We start from the raw sequence: 23794 nt of genomic DNA, 5'->3' as shown, positions 1-23794 counted from the left end.
TGAATGCCCTCCGAAGACGTTGACGCACACTCGGGGTCGCACCACACACCGGTGACTGAGGTCGACTTCGCCGTGGCCGCCGACAAGCGCCGGCTTCGCCGCCTGGCCCGCGAATTGCGCCAGCGAACCTCGGCCCAGGCACGCCGCGAACGCGACACCGCCAGGATGCGCCACCTGATGCCGCTGGTGCCCAGCGACGCCGTCGTCGCGCTGTACCTGTCGAAACCCGACGAGCCCTCGACGCTGGAGGCCGCGGCCATGCTGTGGCGCCGCGGACACCGCATCCTTGCCCCCGTGCTCAGCAACGATGCCCAGGTCCTGCGTCGCCGCCCCTCCTGGGCCTGGTACCAGGGCCCGTCCCGGCTGCGCAGCGGCTACCGCGGCATTCCCGAACCGATCGGCCCGGCGCTTCCTGCCGATGCCCTGTCCGAGGCCGACGTCATCCTGGTCTCGGGCCTGGCCGGTGGCCGCGACGGTTCCCGTCTGGGTGCGGGGGCGGGCTGGTTCGACCGGGCACTGCAGCACGCCCGCCAGGACGCGGTGGTCGTCCTGCTGCTGGACGACGAGGACATCTGTGACTCGGTCCCCAGCACGGACCACGACTTGCAGGTGGACAGCATCCTCACCGAATCGGGCAGTTTCCGCGTCCCGCAGGCCACGGCGTAGGATGGACGGTGGCCCGTCACCCGGTCACCCCGTCTGCCACAGGATTGTCAATGCCCACGTACCAGTACCGCTGCAAGGATTGTGCGAACGACCTCGAGGTCGTGCAGAAGTTCACCGACGCCTCCCTGACCGAGTGCCCCCACTGCCGTGGCGAGTTGCGCAAGGTGTTCAATGCGGTCGGCGTGGTCTTCAAGGGCTCAGGCTTCTATGCCACTGACAGCCGCAGCAAGAACACCGCGACGGCCACTCCGGCGACCAGCACCAGCAGCGACACCGCCACCCCGGCGGCGAGCCCGGCCGCCACGCCCGCCGCCGCACCGGCACCTGCGTCTGCCCCCGCGACGTCCTCGTCATCATCGTCGTCCTCGACCTCGAGCAGCACCAGCGCCTGAGCAGCCGACGCTGTGGACAACGCCCGTTCACAGCATTGGTCTGTGGACAACTGAGCATCGGGACCCTGTGCGGCCCATAACCGGGGTGTGAAGCAGACCGTCGCACCCCATCCCTGGCGCCTGCGCGCCACCACCTTCATCCGCTGGCACCGTCGAGCCTTGGCCGCCCTGGCGGCGGCGGTGATGGTGCTGGCCGGGCTCACCGTGCTCGCTCCCCCGCAGGCTGCCAGCGTCGCGATAATCGTCGCGGCCACGGACCTGGGCGCCGGCCACCGGCTCACGGCCGGCGACCTGGAGGTGGCGCGATACCCCCCAGGGCTGGTCCCGACCGGTGTCGCCAGCACCCCGGAGGCGCTGCTCGGACGGGTGCTCATCGGCCCCTCCCCGCGGGGAACGCCGCTGGGTGCGCACTCCGTGGTGGACGCGTCCCGCCTGCCCCGTGGACGCATGCTCGTCCCGGTCCGCGTCGACGACCCCGCCGTCATGTCCCTGCTGCGCGCCGGCGACCTGATCACGGTGATCGGCACCGATGACGTGGGTACCCCGGTCGTGCTGGCCCGCAGGGTGCGGATCGCCGCTGTGCCCGGTGCCGCTGACCCCGGTCCGCTGGGTGACGCGGGCGTTGGCGGGGTGGTCGTGGTCGACGTGGACGAGCCGACCGCCGTGACGCTGAGCGCGTGGTCGACCAACCCGGGACTCTCGGTGACGCTGGGGTGACATGCTGGGCCGGGGGTATCCGGCACTGGCCCCCACTTCCCCACCCGAAGGACATGCCATGACCGGCTTCAAGGAATTCATCATGCGCGGCAACCTCATCGAGCTTGCCGTCGCGTTCGTCATCGGTGGCGCCTTCGCCACCGTCGTCGAGGCATTCACCAAGATCGTCATCGAGTTGCTGGCCAAGGCCGGCGGCGCGCCCAATTTTGACGCCTGGCAGCCGGGCGGCCTGACGTCGGTCGGTCCGTTCCTGACGGCCCTGGTCGCCTTCGTGCTGATGGCCGCGGTTGTCTACTTCGCCATCGTGAAGCCCTACACGGCGCTGCAGCAGCGCATGAAGAAGCAGGGCCAGGAAGAGGTCGTCGCGACCGAGGTCGAGGTGCTCACCGAGATCCGCGACCTGCTGGCCAGCAACCGGCAGAGCCCGAACACCCGCTGATCTCGCCGCCTACCCGTGGTGGGGCGGTTTGTCGGCCAACAGCCGACGCTCTGCTGGCCCCAGCACCCTGGGCCCGTGGTGCACGGTGGGCTGCAGCCCGTCGAGTCCCAGCTCGCGGCGCAGTTGCTGCAGCAGGCTGCCGAACTGCCCCCACGGCACCGTCACCTCGTCCGGCACCGGGTGGGGCCACGGGTCACGCCTGGTCTGGCACAGCTGCCGGTGCTGGCGCAGCCGTTCGGCGTCCCACCCGGCGCCGGCCAGGCCGGCGATGACCACCGGGGCCGTCAGCGGCTGGCCGGCCACGCCGTCCGGCGGTGCCAGGGGCTCACCGGTCAGCGCGTGTCCGAGCGCCAGGAAGAGGTCACTCACCCCCGCAGCACCGTGCCGTCGTCCACCCTGCGGGCGTCCTCGGCCGGCAGCTCCACCGCCCCCACCACGCTCACGTCGGTGCCGAAGCTCCAGTCCCCCTGGACAGTGAAGGAGGTGGCCTCGCGCAGCCCGATCGGGCCGGCGAAACGGGCGTCGAAGTCCTGGACCAGCTTGAAGTGCTCGGGGTCCAGGTTCACCTTCACCGTGGCATCGGTGGCGGCGACCAGCCGGTAGTCCTCGTCCAGCTCGTACAGATCGGATCGCAGCAGCAGCAGTTCGTTGGTGGTCTTCACCGGCAGGAAGCGGTCACGTCCGACGCAGATGGCGGTGGCGCCCTCGAAGACCTCGACGGCGGCGCCCATGGCGCTCTCGATCTGGATGACCTTCGTCGAGGACTTGTCGGACGGGTCGACGGTCTTCTCGTTGCGGATCATGGGCAGGCCGAGCACTGACGCTCGCTCGACCAGGGCGTCGCGCAGCATGACCAGGTCGAACCACAGGTTGTTGGTGTGGAAGAACGGGTGGCGGTGCTCGTCGGTGAAGTAGTCCATCTCGTCGTCGGCGGTCTGGGCGGTGTCTCGCAGGATGAGTTGCTGGTCGGCCTTGCGGATCGCCAGGTGGCCGCCCTTGCGGTCATTGACCGTGCGGTGGCAGACCTCGGCAGCGTAGGGGGCTCCGCTGGCGGCGAACCATCCGGCGATCTGCGGGCTGGGGGCGGTGCCGAGGTTGTCCCCGTTGCAGACGTTGGCGTACTGGTAGCCGGCCTCGATCAACTGGTCGAGCACCCCGGAGGTCTGCAGGGCGATGTACAGGTCGCCGTGGCCCGGTGGGCACCACTCGAGTTCCGGGTCGGCCGGCCACTCCACCGGTTCCAGTCCGTCGGCGGTCAGCTTCGGCTCACGGTTCTGGACGAAGCCGAGCGGCAACCCGTCACGGGCAAGTTCCGGGTAGGCCGCCAACGCCTGTTCGGTGTCGGCGGCGGTCCGGAAGGAGTTCATCAGCAGCAGCGGCAGCCGGACCCCGTGGCGTTCCCGGGCCGCCAGCACCTGCCTCACGATGACGTCCAAAAAGGTGAGGCCGTCACGCAGGGGCAACAGGTTCTTGGCCTTGTCCAACCCCATCGAGGTGCCCAGACCGCCGTTGAGCTTGATGATGACGGTCTTGTCGAGCGCCTCGCGGGCCGCGTCCAGGTCGACCTCGAGGTCAGCCAGCATCGGCGGGTCCAGCAGGGGTTCGATCGTCTCTTCGAGGATCAGCCCCGTCTGTCCCGACTCGAGCTGACGGTAGTAGTCGCCGAAGACGGCGATGGCGGCCTCCGGCAGACCATCGGCGCGCATCTTGTCCTGGGCACGTGCAAGTCCAGCATCGCTCATGCCGCCACCCTACCGAGGTTGGTCGGCGTCGGTGGCGGGTACTAGGCTGGGCTGCCGATGGCCCTGTAGCTCAGGGGATAGAGCAGAGGTTTCCTAAACCTTGTGCCGCAGGTTCGATTCCTGCCAGGGCCGCCAGCTCGCTCAGAGGTTCTCGGCAGCCGCCTCGGCCTTGAGCTTCTCGACGTCGAGTTCCTTGACCTGGTCGATCAGGCTGTCGAGCTGCTTGCCGTTCAACATGCCGGCCTGGCGGAAGACCAGGGTGCCGTCCTTGAAGGCCATGATGGTGGGGATCGAGGTGATCTCGAGCCCGGCAGCCACGTCCCGCTCAGCCTCGGTGTCGAGCTTGGCGAAGGTGACGTCGCCATGCCGCTCGGACGCCTCGTCGTAGATCGGGGCGAAACGCTTGCAGGGGCCACACCAGTCAGCCCAGAAGTCGATCAGCACGACCTCGTTGGTGTCGATGGTCTCGGCAAAGTTGCCGGCGTTCAGTTCAACGGTCTTGTCGCCCATGGGGGCCTCCTCAGAAGTCGGTTCCAGACATCGGCTACAACGCCGTGCGGCGTCGACTAATTCCGGGGCTTGATGGCGACCACCCGGCGCATCGGCACCGGCACCCGCACCGGGACCCCATCCTTGACCCGGTCCACCAGCCACACCGCGGCGTCGTGGACCCGTGCGGCGTCCACGGTCGGCAGGTGCAGCGCGTTCAACAGCATCTCGGCATCCTCGAGGGTGGCCACGTCGAAGTAGTAGCGCTCCCGGGCGTCCTCGATCTTGCGCAGGCCGTGGGCCATCAGCATCGGACCCATCGACATGTCCAGGCGCACCGGGAAACGCGGCGGACCCTTCAGCCGGGCCGTCAACGGGCCCAACAGCTTCATGTCGGTGATGTTGATCGGCCGATAGGTGGGGGTGATGGCGGCGAACATGCCGCCGGGACGCAGCACCCGGGCGACCTCGTCGAGCAGCGTCCCGGTCTGTTCGATGACCGCCAGCGCCATCGACGAGATGACCGCGTCGACGGCGGCATCGCCCACGGGAAGGTGCAGTCCGTCCGCCCGGGCCCACGGGCCGGGACCCAGGGCTTGCGCCTCCTGGATCTCGTTGGCCGACAGGTCGATGCCGAACACGGTGCGGCCTTCACGGGCGAGCATCCGGCTCATCGGGCCCGATCCGCACCCGATGTCGACGACCTTGGTCGACGATCCGCTGACGGCCCGCGCCAACCACGTGTGCGGACTGTGCTCACCGGCTCGGGCGCGCCCGAGCACCGCCGCCGCAACCCCGGGACGTTCGTGGTGGAACCGGTCGATGTAGTCGTGCCACTGGGCCATGACCACCAGCTTAGTCAGCGGCCGGCATGGTTGAGGGTGGTGACGATGTCGTCGGCGATGTCGTGCAGCACGTGGCCCGGGCTGATCTGCCGCTTGGCGACCACCGACACCAGCAGCGACAGGCCCGGCAGCGCCTCGTCGGGGTCACTGGTGTAGGTGCCACGCTCGAGCTCGAGCAGCAGCGGGTTGGTGCCGTCGTTCCACGGCTGGGTGAGCTTCGTCCACGACGCGATCCAACCCTCGGAGATCTCGGCGATCGACGGCACCCCGAAGAAGTGGCCCACGGGGGCGTGGTGGCGCAGCGCCACCAGCGGCGACTCCAGGTAGATCAGGGCCAGCCGCAGCCGGGCGTCCAGGTCGCGCCGCTGGGCCAGTGAACCGCGGACGGCCCAGGAGCACGGATTGGGGCAGGTGGGGCCGACGTCGGGCCGCTGCCCCGCATCGACGGTCTGGTGATTCATCCCGCACACCGCCAGGGCGTCACCCAGCCGGGAATGGAACTTGTCGAGGTAGTTCGTGTAGCCGGCCAGGTCACCGCGGCCGGCATTGAGCGAGCGTCTGGCCGTCGAGCGCATCGCCGATGAATGCGGGCAGGCGGGGTCGTCGGTGCCCCAGCGTTCGCCGACGTCGCGGGGCATCCGCAGCGGGTCGCCGCCGTGCCCCAGGGTCGGCTCCCACGCCAACTGGCACAGGTACTCCCCGATCAGGTGGGCTGTGACGACCAGCGCCTGCGGTTCGTGGCGCTCCGAGCGCAACGCGACCACCTCGAGCATCAACTCGTAGAGCGGCACCAGTGAGCCCAGCGCCCCGCGTTCGCGGGCCCGGGGTTCGATGGGGAAGCAGCTGCGGCTGAGCTGGTGGCTCCAGGGACGACCGGGGGCCAGCCTGGCCAGTTCCAGGAAGTCCTCGGCGTCCAGCGAGATCACCCGGTGTCCGATCGAGGCGTACTGGTGGGCGAGCTTCAGGGCCGGGTCGTCGTCGCCGTCCAGCAGCCGCTTGCGCAGCATGGATTCCGCCGCGTCGAACCAGTGCCCCTCGGCGAGGGCGACCAGGCCCGCATCGTCCATCGTCTGGTGGGCGGGATGATTCATGCCACCCGGCCGAACAGCCCGTCGATCACCCAGCCGTGGGGCACCCGCACCGGCGGATGGCCGGCGACGGCCAGGTCGAGGGGCCGAGCTGGGTCGAGGGTCACCTGGACCCCCGGACGCAGCCCTGCCCCGGCAAGCAGCGCCAGCAGGGCGTCGTCGGCCTGGACGGCCTCGCTCATCCGCACCAGCACGACGTCCACGGGGGCGTCCGCCTGCCGCAGCAGCTCACCGAACGGCTGGTTGCCCTCTCGGAACCGGGGCGCCGGGTCGGTGACGCCGAAAACCTCCATCCCGGGAATCGGGTTGCCGTAGGGCGACTGGCTGGTGTCGGGCAGCAGTTCGAACAGCTTGCGTTCGACCTCGTCGGAGATGACGTGTTCCCACCGGCAGGCCTCGGAGTGGACCAGTTCCCAGTCCAGGCCGATCACGTCGATGAGCAGGCGCTCGGCCAGTCGGTGCTTGCGCATGACCGCCTCGGCCAGCGACTGGCCCTCGTCGGTGAGTTGGATGGTGCGGTCGATGCCCAGGTGCAGCAGCCCGTCGCGCTCCATCCGGGCCACCGTCTGCGAGACGGTGGGGCCGCTCTGGTGCAGGCGCTCGGCGATCCGGGCCCGCATCGGCGGCACCCCCTCCTCGTTGAGCTCGTAGACGGTCCGCAGGTACATCTCCGTGGTGTCGATGAGTTCGCTCATGACGCTGATCCTTCCACCCGGACGCCGTGCCGCAAGACCTTCTGCAGCACGCCGTCATCATCAAGAATGCACAGGTCGGCGCGCCGTCCGGGCAGCAGTGCCCCGACCTGGTCCAACCCGAAGCGTCGGGCCGGCGTGGTCGATGCCATGATCGCTGCCTCACCGACCTCGCGGCCCACCTGCCCCACGACGTAGGCGACGGCGGCGGCCATGGTCAGCGTCGACCCGGCAATGGCGCCGAGGGTGCCGTCGTCCTCGAGGATCTTCGCGACACCTTCGCGGACGGCCACCCTGAGGCTGCCCAAACCGTAGTCGCCGTCGGACTGGCCGGTGGCGCTCATGGCGTCGGTCACCAACGCCACCCGGTCGATGCCGGCGGCGTCAATGGCCATCGCGATCACCTCGGGATGCAGGTGGGTGCCGTCGCAGATCAGTTCCACCATGGCGCGCGGGTCGTCCAGCAGCAGCGGGATGGGGCCCGGCTCGCGGTGGTGGATGGGACGCATCGCGTTGAACAGGTGGGTGACCACCGACGCCCCCGCCTCCAGGCAGGCGCGGGTCACCGTGTGGTCGGCGTCGGAGTGGCCGAATGCCACCACCACCCCGGCCTCGGTGAACCGGCGGGTGGCGTCGATGCCGTGGCTGCGTTCGGGGGCCAGGGTGACCGACCGGACGGTGCCGCCGGATGCCCGCAGGATCGCCTCCACGTGCTCGGGTGCCGGGTCGGTCAACAGGGCAGGGTTGTGGGCGCCCTTCCTGGCCTCGGCCAGGAACGGTCCCTCGAGGTGGATGCCGGCGAGCTCGCCCGATTCGACCAGGGGACGCAGCCGCCCGATCTGGGCGATCACGTCGTCCATCGACTCGGTGACGGTGCTCGCGAACAGGGTGGTGGTGCCGTGGCGTCGGTGGTGGTCGATGGCGGCTGCGACCCCGTCGGGGTCACCGCCGGCCAGGTCGGCGCCGGCCGCGCCGTGGCAGTGGGTGTCGACGAAGCCTGGCACGATCCACCCGTCGACGACCTCCGCGCGGGCGTCGAGGCCGTCGCGCACCTCGGTGATGCGGCCCCCGTCGATGACCAACGTCAGCGGCCGCGGCTGGGGGCCGGCGTCGCCCGTGACTACCCGTTCTGCAGCGATCAGTGCCACGACCGAACCCTTCCGTCAATCTGGTGATCTGGTGGTCACAGCCTATGGTGCGCCGCCGACACCGGCGGCCAGTTGACCACCGGCGGTAGCGTGAGCCTCGTGGACCCCACCGATCCGGCAACCCCGACCTGGGTCAGGCGCGTCAGCGTCGACCCGGGACGCCTGTCCGGCTGGATTGACCGGTTCCGCCAGGGCCACGGGGTGACCACCTGGACACCGGCCGCCGACCAGGTGCTGCTGAGTGCCGCCGACGGCGCCCATGCCCGGCTGGTGAACTACTGGGAGCCGATCGACGAGCAGGCCTCCCCCGGCGCCGTGATCGCGCACCTGACCCGGGACCGGCGGGTGGCGCTGCTGCTGGGACGCAAGGGTGCCCATGCCGTGGGCATCGCGCAGGGCCCCGACCTGGTGGTCTCCAAGGTGGACACCTCCTACGTCCAGGGCAGGACCAAGGCCGGTGGCTGGTCGCAGCAGCGCTACGCCCGCCGCCGCGGGAACCAGACCGACAAGGCCATCGATGACACCATCGAACGGTGCCTGACCCGGCTGCTGCCCGAGCTCGCCACCCTCGAGGCGGTCGTCTGCGGTGGGGACTCGACCTTCGTCGACGCCGTTCTGGCCGATCCCCGGTTGCGTGGCCTGGCGGCGTTGCGCAGCGCGCACCCCACCCTGCCCGTGCCCGACCCGAGGCTCGAAGTCCTCAAGGAGGCGGTGGCCGCGGCCCGGGCCATCAGCATTGACCTGGACGCGGCAGCGATCACGGGTCGAGCCGGCCGCTGACCCAGCTGCCGTCGGGCTGCAGGTCGAAGACCAGCCGGTCGTGCAGGCGGCTGGGCATGCCCTGCCAGAACTCCACGTGGTGCGGGCTCACCCGGTAGCCACACCAGTCGTCGGGGCAGGGCACGTCCCGGTCGAGGTAGGCGGCGGTCGCGGTGGCGAACTCCGCCTCCAGCGACCCCCGGGTCTGGCGCGGGTGGGACTGGTGGGCGACCAGTGCGGCCACCTGCGAGGCTCGCGGCCTGGCCCGCCAGTACGCCTCGGCCTCTGCCCGCGACTTGACCGAGGCGACGCCCTCGACGCGGACCTGACGATTCTGGGTGGGCCAGTACAGGTGCAGACCCACCCGGGCCTGGTGGGCGATGGCCCGGCCCTTGCGGGACGTGGCATGGCTGTAGAAGTCGAAGCCGCCGTGCTCGCCGAAATCCCTGCCGAAGGCCTTGAGCAGCACCACCCGGCTGCTGGGTTGCCCGTCGGGGTCGACGGTGGCCAGCGTCATGGCCGCGGCTTCGACCAGTTCACCGGCAGCCTCACCCTGGCGTGCCTCGGCGAACCACTGCTCGAACAGGGGCCACGGCGAGGCGCCCTCATCGGCGATGGGCTGCCCGGCGTACTCGCGTCGGGCGTGGTGCAGGTCAACCATGGGACTCATTGTGGCCTGCTCAAGGGTGCCGGTGCGAGCGTGGAAGAATCGCCCCATGAATCTGCGCATCCCCACCGACCTGCTGCCCCGCGACCCCAGGTTCGGCAGCGGCCCCGCCAAGATTCGTCCCGAGGCCGTGGCGGCGCTGGCGTCCAGCCCGCTGCTGGGCACCTCCCACCGGCAGGCGGGGGTGAAGAACCTGGTCGGACGCATCCGCGAACTCGCCGCCGCACTCTACGACGCCCCCGAGGGTTACGAACTGGTGCTGGGCAACGGCGGCTCGACGATCTTCTGGGATGTCGCGACCTGCTCGCTGGTCGACCAGCGCAGCGCCCACGGCGTCTACGGCGAATTCAGCAGGAAGTTCGCCACCGCCACTGCCCGGGCACCGTTCCTGGCCGACCCGGTCGTGTTCGAGTCGGCACCGGGCACGGTCGTGGTGCCGACCGCCACCGACGGGGTCGACCTCTACGGCTGGGCCCAGAACGAGACCTCCACCGGTGCCGCGGCCCCCGTCCAGCGTCCCCGGGACAGCGGCGAGGCGCTGGTGGTGGTCGATGCGACCTCGGCGGCCGGTGGCATGGCCGCCGACCTGTCCCAGACCGACGTGTACTACTTCGCGCCGCAGAAGAACTTCTCCTCCGACGGTGGGCTGTGGCTGGCCTTCTGCTCACCGGCAGCGCTGGCCCGGGCCGAACAGGTGACCGGGCGCGGCGACCGCTGGGTGCCCGAGTCGCTGAACCTGGCCGTCGCCGCCGCCAACTCGCGGTCGAACCAGACCCTGAACACCCCGGCCATCGCCACCCTGGTGCTGCTGGCCGAACAACTGCAGTGGATGGTCGAGCGCGGCGGCATGGACTTCGTCACCGGCCGCACCAGCAACTCCTCGGGGCGCGTCTACCGCTGGGCCGAGGCCCACGACCTGGCCTCCCCCTTCGTCGCGGCCGAGTTCCGCTCGCCGGTGGTGGCCACCGTCGACTTCGCCGACCAGGTGGACGCCCGCCGACTCGCCGCCGACCTGCGAGCCAATGGGATTCTCGACACCGAGCCCTATCGCAAGCTCGGTCGCAACCAGTTGCGCATCGGCTGCTTCACCAGCGTCGACCCCGACGACGTCAGTGCGCTGCTGGGGTGCATCGACTGGTTGCTGGGCCAGTACTGAGCTGCTCAGGCACCCCGGCGGGGGTGCCGACCGCCGCGCGGCAGCAGTGTCGCCAGCCCGGCCAGCACCGCCAGGGCGCCGGCTCCGGCGATGGCGAGCATGGTGCCGGTGCGCCGGGCCGACGCGGTGGCCTGCTCCGTGGGCTCCGGGGTGGCCGGTGCCGTCGGGCTGGGGCTCGGGGTCGGGGTGGGCGTGGGGGTCGGTGAGATGGAGGTCATTCCGGTCGGCCGCTGGTTGGCGGTGACCCGGGGGGTGGCGCCGCCGGCGCCCAGCATGATCAGCCGCTGCTCCAGGCCCAGGGTGAGCGCCTCACCGGTGCGGGCGATGGGTGCCACGGCATCGACGCTCAGATCGAAACCGTTGATGAGGAACAACCCGCCCGCAGCCCAGACGGCCATGCTGGAGCCGTCAGGCAAAAAGGTCATGTCGCTGACCCCTGCCGGCGCGCTGCCGAGCCGGGTCAGGGTGTTGGTGACACCTGTCCGAGGCTGCGCGCTGGCGCGGTAGACCCCGGGGTTGGCGCCGCGGGTGATGACGTACAGGTTGCCGCGTCCTGAGACCCCGAAGGCGGCCGCGTCGTGGGGGCCATCGGAGTAGCTGAAGCTCCACTCCCTCGCCACGATCTCGCCGTAGCGGGGTTCACCGACCCGCAGCACCGTCACCGACGTGCGGGAGGCGTCCGGGTCACCAATGTCGGCGACGTAGAGCACACCGGCGCGGCTGGCGAGGGCCTGCACGCTGGTCACCGACTGGGTCAGATTCATCGTCCCCTCCACCGAGCCGGACGGGCCGAGCGCCACCAGGTCGGACGAGGTGGGGTCGGCGACCGCCCAGTACACCCCCAGGTTGGTGTCGGCGGCCAGACCGGTGAGCGCGAGTTCACGGCTGACGGTGAAGGTGGCATCCTCTGCCAGTGCAGGCACCGACTGCACCCCCAGGCTGATGGCGAGCGCTGCCGCGAGCGCCGCGCACCATCGGCTCAGGCGAGCCATGCGCCCAGCACCACCAGGACCACCAGTGCCACCAGACCCAGGGTCACGACGGCTTTGCGGCTACGGGGGTTCATTCCAGACACCTTAGCCCGCATCGGTTACCGTTGGCACATGGGTGAGCTACGGCTGCATGCGATCAGCGTGTACGACGTCAGGGACATGTTCGGTGCCGATCCAGACCTCGCCGCGGAGCTGCGGCGGATCGCGTCGAACGTCTTCTCGGTGCCCGCGAGCGAGCAGCAGCGCAAGCCGAGCATGATCCAGCGCATCGGGCCGATGTTCCGTCGGGATCCGCTGGCGGTGGTGGTGGGCCATGACGACCCGACCCCGTCGGACTGGGAGGCGCTGATCGCCGGACGCTTCGTGGAGCCGTCCCGGTTGATCGCCAGCTGGAAGGTGGTCGACGCCTGGGTCGACGAGCGTGACTACGGCACCACCACCTTCACCCTGACCACGGCGCAGGCAGAGGCCTTTGACTTTGCCCTGACCAAGGCGGGACTGCACTCCCAGTACAGCCTGGGGGCGTTGATGGCCAATGACATCGCGCTGCCGCTGCGCCCAGCCCACGGCATGCGCATTGGTTACGCCAAGAACAGCCACGTGCTGGCCACCGCCCAGGCACTGCGGGCCGTGGTGGCACGGGTGGACGAGCCGTGGCGCGGCGGCGCCGAGCACCTGTTGGCGTTCCTGGACGACTTCGCGGGCTGGACCCAGCAGGCCGTCCAGGCCGACCGGGTGCTGCCCGACCTCTACGTCGCTTGGTGGGAGACCAACCGCGCCGAGATGGCCACCCCCCAGCACGGCGAGCAGCCCTACGCCACGGGCACCCAGCCGCGCGCCACCGGCGAGTGGGACCCGCACGAGCCGCTGGTCACCGGACGCCAGACCCGCTCGAACCAGCCCCGCGACATTGACCCGACTGCCCCGATCGTGACGGGGCGCCAGATCCGGCGCCCCCGCTGATCAGGCGGGCTTCACCACCAGCAGCAGGTCGCCGCCCTCGGCCTGGACCGTGTCGGTCACCACGACCCGCTCGACGACACCCGAGATCGGCGCGTTGATCGCCGCCTCCATCTTCATGGCCTCGATCACCGCCACCGGGTCACCGGCGGTGACGCTGTCACCCTGACCGACGCGCACGGTGACGGCACCCGAGAAGGGGGCGGCCACGTGGCCGGGGTTGCTGGCATCGGCGCGCTCGGCGGTCTGGATGTCGGCCTTGATGGATCGGTCCCGCACCCGCACCGGGCGCATGGCGCCGTTGAACTGGGTCATCACCACCCGCTTGCCCTTCTTGTCGGGTTCGCCGATGGCCTCCATGGTGGCGATCAGGGTGACCCCCTTGTCCAGGGTGATCACCTGCTCCACGTTGGGGCGCAGTCCGTAGAGGTAGGGCAGCGTGGGGATGCCGGTCAGGTCGCCGAACTCCTCGCGCGATTCCTCGAAGTCCTTGGTCGGGCCGGGGAACAGCAGCCGGTTCAGCGCCTTCTGCCGGTCCCGCCCGGCGGAGTTGAGCAGTTCCTCGTCCTCGGGGGCCAGTTCGGTCTGGCGCACCGGTGTCGCGCGTCCGACCAGGGCCTTGGAGCGGAACGGCTCGGGCCAGCCGCCGGCGGGAATACCGAGTTCGCCGTTGAGGAAGCCGATCACCGAATCGGGGATGTCGAACTTCTGCGGGTCGGCCTCGAACTCGGCCGGGTCGGCGTTCACCGCCACCAGGTGCAGGGCAAGGTCACCGACCACCTTGGACGAGGGCGTCACCTTGGTGGGGCGGCCCAGAATCTTGTTGGCCGCCGCGTACATGGCCTCGATCTGCTCGAACCGGTCCCCCAGTCCCAGCGCGATCGCCTGCTGGCGCAGGTTGGACAGCTGACCGCCGGGGATCTCGTGGGTGTAGACCCGTCCGGTGGGGCTGGCCAGGCCGGACTCGAAGGGGTGGTACACCTTGCGGACGGCCTCCCAGTAGGGCTCCAGGTCGCTGACCGCGGCCGGGTCCAGGCGGGTGCTGCGTCGGCTGTGGACCAGCGCATTGACCAGTGCCGAGGCGGGCGGCTGGCTGGTGGTGCCCGCCATCGGGGCGCTGGCCAGGTCGACGGCGTCGACCCCGGCGTCAATGGCCCGCAGCAGGGTGGCGGTCTGGCCGCCGGCGGTGTCATGGGTGTGCAGGTGCACCGGCAGGTCGAAGTTCTTGCGCAGCGCGGTGACCAGGTCGAAGGCGGCCGGCGGACGCAGCAGCCCGGCCATGTCCTTGATCGCCAGGACGTGCGCCCCGGCCTGGACGATCTTCTCGGCCAGACGCAGGTAGAAGTCGAGGGTGTAGATGTCCTCGCCGGGGTCGTTCAGGTCGGAGGTGTAGCACAGCGCCACCTCGGCGACCGCGGTGCCGGTCTCGAGCACCGCCTCGATCGCCGGCCGCATCTGGTCGACGTCATTGAGCGCGTCGAAGATGCGGAAGATGTCGACGCCGGTCGCGGTGGCCTCCTCGACGAAGGCGGTGGTCACCTTCGTCGGGTAGGGGGTGTAGCCGACGGTGTTGCGTCCGCGCAGCAGCATCTGCAGGGCCATGTTGGGCATCGCCTCGCGCAGCTGCGCCAACCGCTCCCACGGGTCCTCGCCCAGGAAGCGCAGGGCCACGTCATAGGTGGCACCACCCCAGCACTCGACGCTGAGCAGTTCCGGGGTCATCCGGGCGACGGCGGGGGCCGCGGCCAGCAGGTCGCGGCTGCGCACCCGGGTGGCCAGCAGCGACTGGTGGGCGTCGCGGAAGGTGGTGTCGGTGACCTCGACGTGGTCGGACTGGCGCAGCCACTGCGCGAACCCGGCGGGGCCCAGCTCGTCCAGACGCTGCTTGGAGCCGGCCGGTGGCAGGCTCTTGCGGTCAAAGGCGGGCAGCTTGTCGGCCGGGTCGAGCGTGGTCATCTGCTCGCCGTTGGGACGGTTGACGGTGACGTCGGCCAGCCAGCGCAGCACCTTGGTGCCACGGTCGGCCGGGGCCCGCGAGGTGAGCAGGTAGGGACGCTCGTCAATGAACCGGGTGGAGGTGTTGCCGGCCTCGAAGTCGGGGTCGTCCAGCACCGCCCGCAGGAACGGGATGTTGGTGGAGACACCGCGGATGCGGAACTCGGCCAGGGCGCGGCGCTGACGGTTCAGCGCCGTCTGGAAGTCGCGTCCCGAGGCGGTGACCTTGACCAGCAGCGAGTCGAAGAAGCCGCTGATCTCGACCCCGGTGGCCGTGGTGCCACCGTCCAGTCGGATACCGGCACCGGAGGCCGACCGGTAGGCGGTGATGACGCCGGTGTCGGGACGAAAGCCGTTGGAGGGGTCCTCGGTGGTGATCCGGGCCTGCAGGGCGTGGCCGCGGACCTCGATGCTCTCCTGGCTCAGGCCCAGGTCGGCCAGGGTCTCCCCCGAGGCGATCCGCATCTGGGAGGCGACCAGGTCGACGTCGGTGACCTCCTCGGTGACCGTGTGCTCGACCTGGATGCGCGGGTTCATCTCGATGAACACGTGCTGGCCGGCGCGGGGGCCGGCGGTCTCGACCAGGAACTCGACGGTGCCGGCGTTCTGGTAGTTGATGGCGCGGGCGAAGGCGACCGCGTCGGCGCACATGGCGTCACGCAGCGCCGGGTCCAGGTTGCGGGCCGGGGCCATCTCAATGACCTTCTGGTGACGGCGCTGGATCGAGCAGTCCCGCTCGTAGAGGTGGATCACGTTGCCGTGCTGGTCGGCCAGGATCTGCACCTCGATGTGGCGGGGACGCTGCACGGCCTGCTCGACGAAGACGGTGGAGTCTCCGAAGGCACCCATCGCCTCACGCATGGCAGCGTCCAGGGCGTCACGCAGGTCCTCGGGCTGGTGCACCATTCGCATGCCGCGGCCACCGCCACCGGCGACGGCCTTCACGAAGACGGGGAAACCGATCTCGTCGGCCGCCGCGACCAGCTCGTCGACGTCCTGGGACGGCGCCGAGGAGTTCAGCGTGGGCAGCCCCGCCCGGCGGGCAGCCTCAATGGCGCGCACTTTGTTCCCGGCCATCTCCAGCACGGCGGCCGGGGGGCCGACGAAGATCAGGTCGTTGTCGGCGCAGGCCTGGGCCAGGTCGGGGTTCTCCGACAGGAAGCCGTAGCCGGGGTAGATCGCGTCGGCGCCGGCCTCCTTGGCGGCCCGGATGACCTCGCTGATGTCGAGGTAGGCGCTGACGGGGTGGCCCTCCTGGCCGATCTGGTAGGCCTCGTCGGCCTTGATGCGGTGCTCCGCCTGCCGATCCTCGTACGGGAAGACCGCCACCGTCCGAGCGCCCAACTCATAGGCAGCACGGAATGCACGGACTGCGATCTCGCCACGATTGGCCACAAGCACCTTGGAAAACATGGGGCAAGAGTAGCGGTCCATGGCCGGACGCCGAGGCCCTGACCATCGACGCCGGAGCCCCACCGCAGCACAATGTGGTCATGGAGATCACCGTGCGCGCCGCGGCGCAGGGGCGACGCGCCCCCCAGATTGCCGTCCTCGACGTCCGTGCCTGCCACGAGTCCGACGACCAGCAGCAGGCGTCCCACGCGGCGCACCAGTTGATGAAGAACCTGTCCGACCAGCTGCGCGCCCTGCAGGCCCAGCGTCCCGAGATCGTGGACCGGCTGGTGGTCACGGCGGTCAGCAACCGCAGTTGGCGCCCGTGGAACAACGAGGGCAAGCAGTTGCCGATGCGTCACGAGTCCTCGGGCCGGGTGCGGGTGGCGCTGACCGATGTCGCGGTGGTCGCCGAACTCACCCAGGGGTGGAGTGGGGTGGCCGGGCTCACCGTCGAGGCGCCCGGCTGGGAGCTCACCGAGCAGTCCCAGCGGGACCTGGAGGCGGAGGTCACCGTCGACGCCGTGCAGCGGTGCCGGCAGCGCGCCGAGGTGATGGCCAGGGCGTCCGGCTTCACCGAGGTGGTGCCCCTGCAGGTGGCTGACACCGGGCTGCTGGATCATCCCCGGGACGGCGGGGTCGAGGGTGCCGCAATGGCAATGGCCGCCCCCAGCACGGCGGGCGGCCAGGATGCGGGCTTCGACCTGTCCCCGCGCGACATCGAGGTGCGGGTCGAGGTCGAGGCCCGCTTTCGTGCGCAGTGAGCCTCAGAGGCGGGCGACCAGGTCCATCAGGATGCCCTGGGCGAAGTAGACCACGAAGGCGGCGGCCACACCCCACATCAACGGGTGCACCTGCTTGGCCTTGCCCTTGAGCGCCTTGACGAGCACGTGGACGATGAAGCCCGCGCCGATCCCGACGGTGATCGAGTAGGCGAACGGCATCAGCACGACCACCAGGAAGGCTGGGATGCCCTCCTCGATGTCGTCCCAGCGGATCTTGGTGGCCTGTCCCATCATCAGGAAGCCGACGTAGGCCAGTACCGGGGCGGCGGCCTCCGCGGGCACCAGCGCCACGACGGGGGCCAGGAAGATCGCCACCAGGAAGGCGGCGCCGGTGACCACCGAGGCGAGACCGGTGCGGGCACCCTCGGCCACCCCGGAGGTGGACTCGACGAACGAGGTGTTGGACGAGACCGAGCCCAGCCCGCCACCGACGGCGGCCAGCGAGTCGACGAGCAGGATTTCGCGCAGCCGCGGCGGGTTGCCGTGCTCGTCGAGCAGGTCACCCTCGGCGCCGACGGCCACCACGGTGCCCATGGTGTCGAAGAAGTCGGCCAGCAGCAGCGAGAAGACGATCAGCACCAGACCCAGCAGGTAGCCGAGGTTGAAGTTGCCGTCGGGGCCGTTGAAGGCGCCGAACAGGTCGACGCGGCCCAGCAGGCCGAGGTCGGGGGTCACCCAGGCCGACGCGTCGGGCAGCACCGGGCCAGGCGGTGACCAGCCGGTGGCGGTTTCGGGGCTGACCCGGGGACCGATCTTGAAGACGAGTTCGAGCACCACGGCGACGGCGGCAGTCACCAGCATGGCGATCAGCATCGCGCCGGGCACCTTCTTGGCGATCAGGACGATCAGCAGGAAGAAGCCGAACACGGCCACGGCGATGGGCCACCCGACCAGGTGCCCGCCGACGCCCAGTTCCAGCGGGGTGCCGCCGCCGGGACGGACCACCCCGGCCGAGACCAGGCCGACCAGGGTGATGAACAGGCCGATGCCGATGGAGATGGCCGAGCGCAGCGACGACGGGACGGCACGGAAGATGGCTTCACGTAGGCCGGTCAACACCAGCAGCGTGATCAGGATGCCCTCCCACACGATCAGGCCCATGGCCTGCGGCCAGGTCATCATCGGCGCCAGGGTGAAGGCCAGCATGGCGTTGAGGCCCAGTCCGGCGGCCAGGGCGAGCGGGAATCGCCCGACGACGCCCATCAGGATGGTCAGCAGGCCGGCGACCAGTGCGGTGGCGGCCGCCACCATCAGCTTCGACTCGCTCATGGCGGCGTCGTTGAGCTGGGTTCCGGCGGCGTCCAGGAACATCGGCTGCCCGTTGATGAGGTTGCCGTTCTTGTCCGCGGCGGTGCCGATGATCAGCGGGTTGAGGGCGATGATGTAGGCCATGGTGAAGAAGGTCACCAGACCGCCACGCACCTCCCGCGGGATGCTCGAACCACGGGTGGAGATGTCGAAGAACCGGTCGAGTCTGCCGACCGGTCGCGACGGTGTCGTGGTCAGGGTCTCAGGTGGAGTGTCTTGGGCCATGGTGCGAATCGTAGAACTTCTGCTCAGGCATCGACCAACTGGGAGAGGTCCGGTGGCCACCTGTGCACGTCGACCTGGGGCCGCCACAGCGAAGCGTTCACTAGACTGTCGACATGCCAGCAGACACCACCGCACACCGCCGCGGGTTGACCCAGGCGCCGGTGGAGCCCCTCGACCAGGACGGCGTCCAGGTCGGCATCATCGGCACCATCGCGTGGACCATGGCCGGGCTGGTGCTGCTGCTGCGCGGCGGGTCCGACCCCGTCTGGTGGCTGTGGACCTGTGCTGTCGGCGTCGGCGTCGGTCTGGTGGGGCTTGCCTACTGCGTGGGCCGCCGTGGGCGTCGCCGCCCCGGGGCTCAGTCGAACAGGACCTCGTCGGGTTCGACGGTGTGATACACGGGCAGCGGCAGCTCGATGCCGCGCTGCTCGGCGACGACGTCGGAGTGTCCCCCACAGCCGTGGTCGATGCTCACCACGTGGGCGTCCGCGTCGCTGAACTCGTTGGTGCAGACGCCGAACTGCAGACCCAGGCTGCCCTGGAGGCGTTGGAAGTAGCCGCAGCTGATGCAGTTCGCGGGCGCCTGCCGGGTCATCTGGTTGTCGGGGCCACCCAGCCCGTCGAGCCACCGTTGCGCCGCCAGGTCGCGTCCCTCGCGGGTCAGCACCCGTTCGCGACCCAGTCCGAGCTCGGCGACCACGGCCCGGGTCTGGGACCACTCCGCCGGGTCGGCGTCGGCGGCCAGCTCACCACCGGTGAAGCCCGGCTCCAGCCGCGGATCGTTGTCGAGGGTGGGCAGCAGGATGCCGGCCGCGATGTCACCGCCACGAATGCGGTTCTCCCACGGCAACCACTCGGGCGCCAGCAGCGCCGCCTCGGTGGGCACCAGTTCGACCTCGTTGACGGTGGCGTACTTGCCGCGCGAGGCGCGCGCCATCGACACCGCCCAGTGCCACCCGGAATAGCCGGGGTGTTCGCAGGCGAACAGGTGGGTGACGGCGCGGTCGTCGTCGGCCACCACCCCCACGTGCTCACCGACGCCGAAGTCCTTCGCGAACGCCTCGGCGGCCTCACGGGCCTGGTCGAGGGCGGTCGCGGCGATCGGGTCGAGCTTGGGCTTCTTACGGGTGGCGAGGACCGCCATTCACAACTCCAGTTCGTCAGCGACGGCGCGCAGCACGGAGGCAATCTTCTGCCCGTGGCGCGAATCGGGGTGGCGTCCGCGGCGGTAGTCGTTGCCGATGCCGTCCAGCAGCTTGATCAGGTCCTCGACCATCACCGCCATCTGGTCGGGCTTGCGGCGCGACGCCTTGGACAACGACGGAGGCGCCTCGATCAGCCGCACCGACAGGGCCTGCTCGCCCTTGCGTCCGTCGATGATCCCGAACTCGACCTTCTGGCCGGCCTTCAAACTGGTCACTCCGGCGGGCAGCACGTTGGCGCGCACGTAGACGTCGCCCCCGTCCTCCTTCTGCAGGAAGCCGAAGCCCTTCTCCGCGTCATAGAAACGCACCTTGCCGATCGGCACGTCAACCTCTGTCTTCATCCGGCCGGGGAACCCCGGCATGTGAGCACGATCCTACCGGGTGGGCTGAACCTGCTCCACCCCAGTCGCGCCGCCCGACAGCGAGGTCCTAGGCTGCAGTGTGGGGTGACTTCCCCAGTCACGACGATGACGTCACTACGAACGAACTGCTGCCCATGACTGCTGATCCCACCTCCCCCCGCTGGCGCCGCGGCGCCCTCGGCCAGCGGGGCTATCCCCTGTACCTGATGGCCATGGTCCAGGGGTCCACCGGGTTCTGGGTCTCGAAGATTGCCCAGGACTGGCTGCTGCTGCGCCTGACCGGTGACGTGCAGGCCGTCGGCATTGCCTCCGCCCTGCAGTTCGCGCCGATACTGCTGTTCGGACTGTTCGGCGGGGTGCTCGCCGACAAGTTCAACGCCAAGTGGCTGGTGGTGCTGTCGGCCGCGATGCAGGCAGTGGCTGCGATCGTCGTGGGCCTGCTCGCCACCAGCGGCCTGGTGGAGGCGTGGCACGTCTATCTGGCGGCGGCCTGGGTTGGTCTGTCGAACGTGATCGACCAGCCGGGACGGGCGCGGATCATCACGGCCCTGTCGGGTCGCTTCGTCGGCCAGGCCATCTCGTTGAACTCGATCGCCTTCCAGATCTCCGGTTCGTGGGGTCCGCTGATCTCGGCGGTGGTGGTCGGCGCCTTCGGGCCGGGCCACGCCTTCATCATCAATGCCGTCGCCTGCCTGGTCACGTGCGTCATGGTCGCCCGACTGCCCGTCGACGACCCACCGGGACGCACCGTGGAGAAGGTCGGCCTGCGCGAGGGCCTGGCGACGATCCGTCAGACGACCGAGATCGGGTGGGCGTTGGCGCTGCTGGCCAGCATCGCGGTACTGGGGCTGAACATGCCACTGATCTACGCCGACATGGCCAACACCGTCTTCCAGACCGGCGTCGAGGGATATTCGCGATTCAACTCGCTGGCCGCCGTGGGAGCGGTCACCGGCGGTCTGCTCGCCGTCCGCCGACGCGGCACCTCCCGGCTGCGTGAGCTCGCGGTCCTGCTGGGCGTCTACGGCGGGGTGCTGGTGCTGACGTCGGTCTCACCGACGCCGTGGCTGTTCGGGTTGCTGGTGATCGCCATCAACACGGTGGTGGTGCTCTTCCAACTGCTCGCCAACACCCTGGTGCAGTCCAGCGCCGACCCGGTGGCCCTGGGCCGGGTGATGAGCCTGTTCACGCTGGTGACCTTCGGCGGCAGCGCCCTGGGCGGGCCGCTGATCGGCACCGTCATCGACCTGATCGGTGCCCGCGCCACCCTGGCCACCAACGGCACCCTGCTGGTGGTCGCCATGGTGGTGACCAGCATCGCCATCGGACGATTCGCCGGCCAGACCGTCCGGATGGGTCCGCGCGGGCTGGCCATCATCGAACCGGAGGTGCCCCGCCACGTGCGACTCGGGCTGCCCCCGCGACGGGCGACGCCGACCGGTCAGTGAGGCCGACGCGAACTGGGCAGCAGGGCGAAGGAGTCGCGGTAGTAGTCCTTGAGTTGCAACCTGGCGCCGGCGGCCTCGTCGACGACCACCGTCGCGTAGCGGTGGAACTGCAGGATGCTGGCCGGGCACATCGCCGACACGGGTCCCTCGACGGCGGCGGCGATGGCGTCCGCCTTGGCCGCGCCCAGGGCGGTCAGCACCAGCCGCCCGGCGCCCATGATGGTGCCCAGTCCCTGGGTGACGCAGTGGGTGGGCACGAAGTCGGGGCCGAAGAACCGGGCGTTGTCGGCGCGGGTGCGCGCGGTCAACGTCTTCATCCGGGTGCGGCTGGTGAAGGACGAGCCGGGCTCGTTGAAGCCAATGTGTCCGTTGGAGCCGATGCCCAGGATCTGGACGTCGATGCCACCGGCGGCGCTGATGGCCTGCTCGTAGGCGTCACAGGCGGCGTCGACGTCGTCGGCGTCACCCGAGGGCACGTGCACCCGCGCAGGGTCGATGCCCAGCGGTTCGGTGAAGGTGGCCCGAATGGTTTCGGCGTAGCTGTTGGGGTGGTCACTGGACAGGCCCCAGTACTCGTCCAGCGCGAAGAACTGCGCCCGTCCGAGGTCGAGGGTGCCGTCGTCGACCCGCTCCTTGAGGGCGGCGTAGGTGCCCAGCGGCGAACTGCCCGTCGCCAGGCCCATCACCGGCGACTCGCGACGACCCAACGAGTCGGCGATGCGGGAGGCAGCGATGCGCCCGACCTGCTGTTCGTTCGCACAGATGATGACTTCCACGACATTCCTTTCGACGCCCGGCCGACGCCGACCTGCAGTGCTCAGCGTAGGCGCGAGACTCCACCCCCGTTGCACAAGCGCGCAGCCGAAACGCGCAATCGCTCACTGGGGCGGCGCGGCCAGCCGCTGGGTAGGATTCGACCATGGCTTCCTGGACCGACGGCGCGGAGTACGCGCCCACCGAGCGCCCCGACGGGTTCGCGACGCCTCGCACCGCTCCGCTGGACCAGGCACCGCCGCCGGAGCACCTGGCCCGCGACCGGCCGTTGGAGCCTCCGGCCGAGTTCCTGCCCAGCGCCCCCGCGCCCGCGCTCACCTCGCTGGGGCTGCCCGCGGGGCCCAGCCGTGACCCGGGCCAGGCGTTCGGCACCGTCACCACGGCCATGACGACCAGCGCCTGGGGCTCGACGCATGCCTCGACGACCACCCTCGAGCAGCCCTTCGACCCGCACGCCCCGATGGCCGCGGGGCAGTCGGATTCCCCGCCGCCGGGATTGCCCTTGTCGACCCTGCCGCCGCCGACAAGCCAGCCCGTGGCCCCGGCTCCCCCGCCTGGCAACGGGCCGGTCCAGTACGACGCCATGGGCCAACCCCTGTCCGCGGCCGGCAGGGTGCTGGCCTGGGCACAGTTCCTGGTCCGACAGATCACCGTGCCCATGGTGATCGTGCTGGTCCTGGGCCTGTTGATCGGGCAGGTGGCGTTCGTCATGCTGGTCCTGGCGATCCCGCTGGCCACCCGGGTCCCCGGATTCGGTGGCACCCTGCGCACCGTGGCCGGACTGGCCGCACCGGCGGCCCTGCTGCTGGCCTTCGTGTGGAACATTCACGATGAGGTCACGACCAGCCTGGCCACCTGGTCGCGGCTCGGTGCCCTGGCCACGCTGGCCAGTGCGGTGTACCTGGCCTGGCCCCGCTCCCCCCGTCACCCGTGAGCGCCGCCCCGCGCACCCTGGCCGATGCCATCCGGGGCATGGACGAGCGCCAGCTGGTGGCGCTGCTGATGGCCCGTCCCGACCTGGCGCAGCCGCGCCCCACCTCCTGGGCCGACCTGGTTGACCGCGCCGGGTCGCCGACCTCGGCGGCCATGGCCGTCGACCGTCTCGACACCTGGCAGCGGGCCGTCGCCGAGGCCCTGGCCACTGCCTCCGAACCCACCACCGCTCGCGCCCTGGCCGGTCTCCTGGACGCTGAGGTCCCGGCGGTTCAGGCGGCCTTCGACGCCCTCACCGCCCGCGCCCTGGCCTGGTCGTCCAACACCCGCACCCGCTCGGTCCAGCTGAGCCGGGCAGCGGCGATGGCGTTCGGGCCGTACCCGGCAGGGCTCGCCCAGCCCAGCCCGGTGCCGCTGTCGATGCAGGCGATCGACCAGGCCCTGGCACAGGCCGACCGCCAGGAGCACGAGGTGCTGCAACGGTTGGTCTGGCAACCCCTGGGCCGGTTGCGCAACGCACAGCGACCGATCACCCTGGCCAATGCCGCCACCGCGTCGGAGCGTCTGGTCGCCCGCAAGCTGCTGCGCCCCATCGCCGATGACTCGGTCGTGCTC

Annotated in this window: 25 protein-coding genes, 1 tRNA gene and 1 pseudogene; 13 read left to right on the top strand and 14 right to left on the bottom strand. The window is 70.3% G+C overall.

Annotated features, from left to right (window positions below):
• The first annotated feature begins 3 nt into the window (after window positions 1-3).
• The 4 genes from IPV09_RS06780 to IPV09_RS06765 all read left to right on the top strand — a co-directional run bounded on the left by IPV09_RS06780 (window position 4) and on the right by IPV09_RS06765 (window position 2214).
• Window positions 4-666 (top strand): 5-formyltetrahydrofolate cyclo-ligase, encoded by a 663-nt coding sequence (locus tag IPV09_RS06780; protein ID WP_207474484.1) that lies wholly within the window; start codon window positions 4-6, stop codon window positions 664-666.
• A gap of 50 nt (window positions 667-716) precedes the next feature.
• On the top strand, window positions 717-1058 hold the full coding sequence (locus IPV09_RS06775; RefSeq protein ID WP_207474483.1) for an FmdB family zinc ribbon protein: 342 nt from the start codon (window positions 717-719) through the stop codon (window positions 1056-1058).
• Between the two features lie 87 nt (window positions 1059-1145).
• On the top strand, window positions 1146-1775 hold the full coding sequence (locus IPV09_RS06770; protein WP_207474482.1) for an SAF domain-containing protein: 630 nt from the start codon (window positions 1146-1148) through the stop codon (window positions 1773-1775).
• A 58-nt stretch (window positions 1776-1833) separates the two neighbouring features.
• A complete protein-coding gene (locus tag IPV09_RS06765; protein WP_207474481.1) occupies window positions 1834-2214 on the top strand; it encodes an MscL family protein in 381 nt (126 codons plus the stop codon).
• Window positions 2215-2223: 9 nt separating this feature from the next.
• Here IPV09_RS06765 and IPV09_RS06760 read toward each other — a convergent pair whose 3' ends face one another.
• Both IPV09_RS06760 and IPV09_RS06755 read right to left on the bottom strand, forming a co-directional pair.
• Window positions 2224-2583, bottom strand: coding sequence for a hypothetical protein (locus IPV09_RS06760; RefSeq protein ID WP_207474480.1), 360 nt, complete (start codon window positions 2581-2583; stop codon window positions 2224-2226).
• Window positions 2580-3956 carry a UTP--glucose-1-phosphate uridylyltransferase gene (locus IPV09_RS06755; protein ID WP_207474479.1) on the bottom strand — a complete coding sequence of 459 codons (1377 nt, stop codon included), beginning with the start codon at window positions 3954-3956 and terminating at the stop codon, window positions 2580-2582. The genes IPV09_RS06760 and IPV09_RS06755 overlap by 4 nt, the downstream gene beginning before the upstream one ends.
• Window positions 3957-4015: 59 nt before the next feature.
• Between IPV09_RS06755 and IPV09_RS06750 the strand changes: the two genes are divergently transcribed.
• Window positions 4016-4091: transfer RNA gene (locus tag IPV09_RS06750), tRNA-Arg, on the top strand.
• A 6-nt stretch (window positions 4092-4097) separates the two neighbouring features.
• Here the strand turns inward: IPV09_RS06750 and trxA are convergent.
• Genes trxA through nagA form a run of 5 tightly spaced genes read right to left on the bottom strand, consistent with a single transcriptional unit; the run spans window position 4098 to window position 8218 of the window.
• A complete protein-coding gene (trxA, locus tag IPV09_RS06745; RefSeq protein ID WP_207474478.1) occupies window positions 4098-4466 on the bottom strand; it encodes a thioredoxin in 369 nt (122 codons plus the stop codon).
• A 56-nt stretch (window positions 4467-4522) separates the two neighbouring features.
• Window positions 4523-5290 (bottom strand): class I SAM-dependent methyltransferase, encoded by a 768-nt coding sequence (locus IPV09_RS06740; RefSeq protein WP_207474477.1) that lies wholly within the window; start codon window positions 5288-5290, stop codon window positions 4523-4525.
• A 14-nt stretch (window positions 5291-5304) separates the two neighbouring features.
• Window positions 5305-6381, bottom strand: coding sequence for a hypothetical protein (locus tag IPV09_RS06735; RefSeq protein WP_207474476.1), 1077 nt, complete (start codon window positions 6379-6381; stop codon window positions 5305-5307).
• Window positions 6378-7073: a metal-dependent transcriptional regulator gene (locus IPV09_RS06730; RefSeq protein ID WP_207474475.1), complete on the bottom strand. Its 696-nt coding sequence runs from the start codon at window positions 7071-7073 to the stop codon at window positions 6378-6380. Before IPV09_RS06730 ends, IPV09_RS06735 begins: the two co-directional genes overlap by 4 nt.
• A complete protein-coding gene (gene nagA / locus IPV09_RS06725) occupies window positions 7070-8218 on the bottom strand; it encodes an N-acetylglucosamine-6-phosphate deacetylase (protein WP_370590244.1) in 1149 nt (382 codons plus the stop codon). Before nagA ends, IPV09_RS06730 begins: the two co-directional genes overlap by 4 nt.
• 99 nt (window positions 8219-8317) lie before the next feature.
• Here nagA and IPV09_RS06720 point away from each other — a divergent pair, with 99 nt between their 5' ends.
• Entirely contained in the window at window positions 8318-8998 is a 681-nt protein-coding gene (locus IPV09_RS06720; protein ID WP_207474474.1) for an acVLRF1 family peptidyl-tRNA hydrolase, read from the top strand.
• Here IPV09_RS06720 and pdxH read toward each other — a convergent pair.
• The gene (gene pdxH / locus IPV09_RS06715; RefSeq protein WP_207474473.1) at window positions 8976-9638 is read right to left on the bottom strand and encodes a pyridoxamine 5'-phosphate oxidase; all 663 of its coding nucleotides are present in this window, start codon (window positions 9636-9638) and stop codon (window positions 8976-8978) included. The two genes, IPV09_RS06720 and pdxH, sit on opposite strands and share 23 nt — an antisense overlap.
• Window positions 9639-9693: 55 nt before the next feature.
• Between pdxH and serC the strand changes: the two genes are divergently transcribed.
• A complete protein-coding gene (gene serC, locus IPV09_RS06710) occupies window positions 9694-10800 on the top strand; it encodes a phosphoserine transaminase (RefSeq protein WP_370590243.1) in 1107 nt (368 codons plus the stop codon).
• A gap of 5 nt (window positions 10801-10805) precedes the next feature.
• On the opposite strand, the gene IPV09_RS06705 is transcribed toward serC, so the two are convergent.
• Entirely contained in the window at window positions 10806-11792 is a 987-nt protein-coding gene (locus tag IPV09_RS06705; RefSeq protein ID WP_207474471.1) for a hypothetical protein, read from the bottom strand.
• A gap of 111 nt (window positions 11793-11903) precedes the next feature.
• Here IPV09_RS06705 and IPV09_RS06700 point away from each other — a divergent pair, with 111 nt between their 5' ends.
• Window positions 11904-12755 carry a hypothetical protein gene (locus tag IPV09_RS06700; RefSeq protein WP_207474470.1) on the top strand — a complete coding sequence of 284 codons (852 nt, stop codon included), beginning with the start codon at window positions 11904-11906 and terminating at the stop codon, window positions 12753-12755.
• Here IPV09_RS06700 and IPV09_RS06695 read toward each other — a convergent pair whose 3' ends face one another.
• Window positions 12756-16160, bottom strand: a complete 3405-nt coding sequence (locus tag IPV09_RS06695; RefSeq protein WP_207474469.1) for a pyruvate carboxylase — start codon at window positions 16158-16160, stop codon at window positions 12756-12758.
• Window positions 16161-16240: 80 nt separating this feature from the next.
• On the opposite strand from IPV09_RS06695, the gene IPV09_RS06690 reads away from it, so the two are divergent.
• Entirely contained in the window at window positions 16241-16903 is a 663-nt protein-coding gene (locus IPV09_RS06690) for an SIMPL domain-containing protein (protein WP_207474468.1), read from the top strand.
• Window positions 16904-16906: 3 nt separating this feature from the next.
• Here IPV09_RS06690 and IPV09_RS06685 read toward each other — a convergent pair whose 3' ends face one another.
• A complete protein-coding gene (locus tag IPV09_RS06685) occupies window positions 16907-18457 on the bottom strand; it encodes an NCS2 family permease (protein ID WP_207474467.1) in 1551 nt (516 codons plus the stop codon).
• Between the two features lie 113 nt (window positions 18458-18570).
• On the opposite strand from IPV09_RS06685, the gene IPV09_RS06680 reads away from it, so the two are divergent.
• A complete protein-coding gene (locus IPV09_RS06680; RefSeq protein WP_207474466.1) occupies window positions 18571-18852 on the top strand; it encodes a DUF2530 domain-containing protein in 282 nt (93 codons plus the stop codon).
• Here IPV09_RS06680 and IPV09_RS06675 read toward each other — a convergent pair.
• Complete coding sequence (locus IPV09_RS06675; RefSeq protein WP_207474465.1) at window positions 18816-19601, bottom strand: DUF3027 domain-containing protein; 786 nt, start codon at window positions 19599-19601, stop codon at window positions 18816-18818. The two genes, IPV09_RS06680 and IPV09_RS06675, sit on opposite strands and share 37 nt — an antisense overlap.
• Window positions 19602-19985: a cold shock domain-containing protein gene (locus tag IPV09_RS06670; protein WP_207474542.1), complete on the bottom strand. Its 384-nt coding sequence runs from the start codon at window positions 19983-19985 to the stop codon at window positions 19602-19604. It lies immediately after the preceding gene.
• A 173-nt stretch (window positions 19986-20158) separates the two neighbouring features.
• Here IPV09_RS06670 and IPV09_RS06665 point away from each other — a divergent pair, with 173 nt between their 5' ends.
• The gene (locus tag IPV09_RS06665) at window positions 20159-21472 is read left to right on the top strand and encodes an MFS transporter (RefSeq protein WP_207474464.1); all 1314 of its coding nucleotides are present in this window, start codon (window positions 20159-20161) and stop codon (window positions 21470-21472) included.
• Here the strand turns inward: IPV09_RS06665 and nagB are convergent.
• On the bottom strand, window positions 21466-22248 hold the full coding sequence (gene nagB / locus IPV09_RS06660) for a glucosamine-6-phosphate deaminase (RefSeq protein WP_207474463.1): 783 nt from the start codon (window positions 22246-22248) through the stop codon (window positions 21466-21468). The genes IPV09_RS06665 and nagB overlap by 7 nt on opposite strands.
• 143 nt (window positions 22249-22391) lie before the next feature.
• Between nagB and IPV09_RS06655 the strand changes: the two genes are divergently transcribed.
• Together IPV09_RS06655 and IPV09_RS06650 are read left to right on the top strand one after the other, a co-directional pair.
• Window positions 22392-23180, top strand: coding sequence for a hypothetical protein (locus tag IPV09_RS06655; protein WP_207474462.1), 789 nt, complete (start codon window positions 22392-22394; stop codon window positions 23178-23180).
• Window positions 23177-23794: pseudogene (locus IPV09_RS06650) on the top strand (DEAD/DEAH box helicase); the annotation flags it as partial. The gene IPV09_RS06655 and the pseudogene IPV09_RS06650, both read left to right, overlap by 4 nt.

It is taken from the genome of Tessaracoccus sp. SD287 (assembly GCF_017355265.1).
GTDB lineage: Bacteria > Actinomycetota > Actinomycetes > Propionibacteriales > Propionibacteriaceae > Aestuariimicrobium.
The sequence above is the reverse complement of the archived record's forward strand: the minus strand, read 5'-3'. Positions and strand labels throughout refer to the sequence as shown.

Bases quoted from the DNA above. Each gene is read 5' to 3' on its own strand.
- IPV09_RS06780 (WP_207474484.1), top strand. From the start codon at position 4: ATGCCCTCCGAAGACGTTGACGCACACTCGGGGTCGCACCACACACCG.
- IPV09_RS06685 (WP_207474467.1), bottom strand. From the start codon at position 18,457: ATGGCCCAAGACACTCCACCTGAGACCCTGACCACGACACCGTCGCGA.
- trxA (WP_207474478.1), bottom strand. From the start codon at position 4,466: ATGGGCGACAAGACCGTTGAACTGAACGCCGGCAACTTTGCCGAGACC.
- IPV09_RS06705 (WP_207474471.1), bottom strand. From the start codon at position 11,792: ATGGCTCGCCTGAGCCGATGGTGCGCGGCGCTCGCGGCAGCGCTCGCC.
- IPV09_RS06695 (WP_207474469.1), bottom strand. From the start codon at position 16,160: ATGTTTTCCAAGGTGCTTGTGGCCAATCGTGGCGAGATCGCAGTCCGT.
- IPV09_RS06755 (WP_207474479.1), bottom strand. From the start codon at position 3,956: ATGAGCGATGCTGGACTTGCACGTGCCCAGGACAAGATGCGCGCCGAT.
- IPV09_RS06680 (WP_207474466.1), top strand. From the start codon at position 18,571: ATGCCAGCAGACACCACCGCACACCGCCGCGGGTTGACCCAGGCGCCG.
- serC (WP_370590243.1), top strand. From the start codon at position 9,694: ATGAATCTGCGCATCCCCACCGACCTGCTGCCCCGCGACCCCAGGTTC.
- IPV09_RS06765 (WP_207474481.1), top strand. From the start codon at position 1,834: ATGACCGGCTTCAAGGAATTCATCATGCGCGGCAACCTCATCGAGCTT.
- IPV09_RS06655 (WP_207474462.1), top strand. From the start codon at position 22,392: ATGGCTTCCTGGACCGACGGCGCGGAGTACGCGCCCACCGAGCGCCCC.
- pdxH (WP_207474473.1), bottom strand. From the start codon at position 9,638: ATGGTTGACCTGCACCACGCCCGACGCGAGTACGCCGGGCAGCCCATC.
- IPV09_RS06775 (WP_207474483.1), top strand. From the start codon at position 717: ATGCCCACGTACCAGTACCGCTGCAAGGATTGTGCGAACGACCTCGAG.
- IPV09_RS06735 (WP_207474476.1), bottom strand. From the start codon at position 6,381: ATGAATCATCCCGCCCACCAGACGATGGACGATGCGGGCCTGGTCGCC.
- IPV09_RS06700 (WP_207474470.1), top strand. From the start codon at position 11,904: ATGGGTGAGCTACGGCTGCATGCGATCAGCGTGTACGACGTCAGGGAC.
- IPV09_RS06730 (WP_207474475.1), bottom strand. From the start codon at position 7,073: ATGAGCGAACTCATCGACACCACGGAGATGTACCTGCGGACCGTCTAC.
- IPV09_RS06740 (WP_207474477.1), bottom strand. From the start codon at position 5,290: ATGGCCCAGTGGCACGACTACATCGACCGGTTCCACCACGAACGTCCC.
- IPV09_RS06665 (WP_207474464.1), top strand. From the start codon at position 20,159: ATGACTGCTGATCCCACCTCCCCCCGCTGGCGCCGCGGCGCCCTCGGC.
- IPV09_RS06690 (WP_207474468.1), top strand. From the start codon at position 16,241: ATGGAGATCACCGTGCGCGCCGCGGCGCAGGGGCGACGCGCCCCCCAG.
- IPV09_RS06675 (WP_207474465.1), bottom strand. From the start codon at position 19,601: ATGGCGGTCCTCGCCACCCGTAAGAAGCCCAAGCTCGACCCGATCGCC.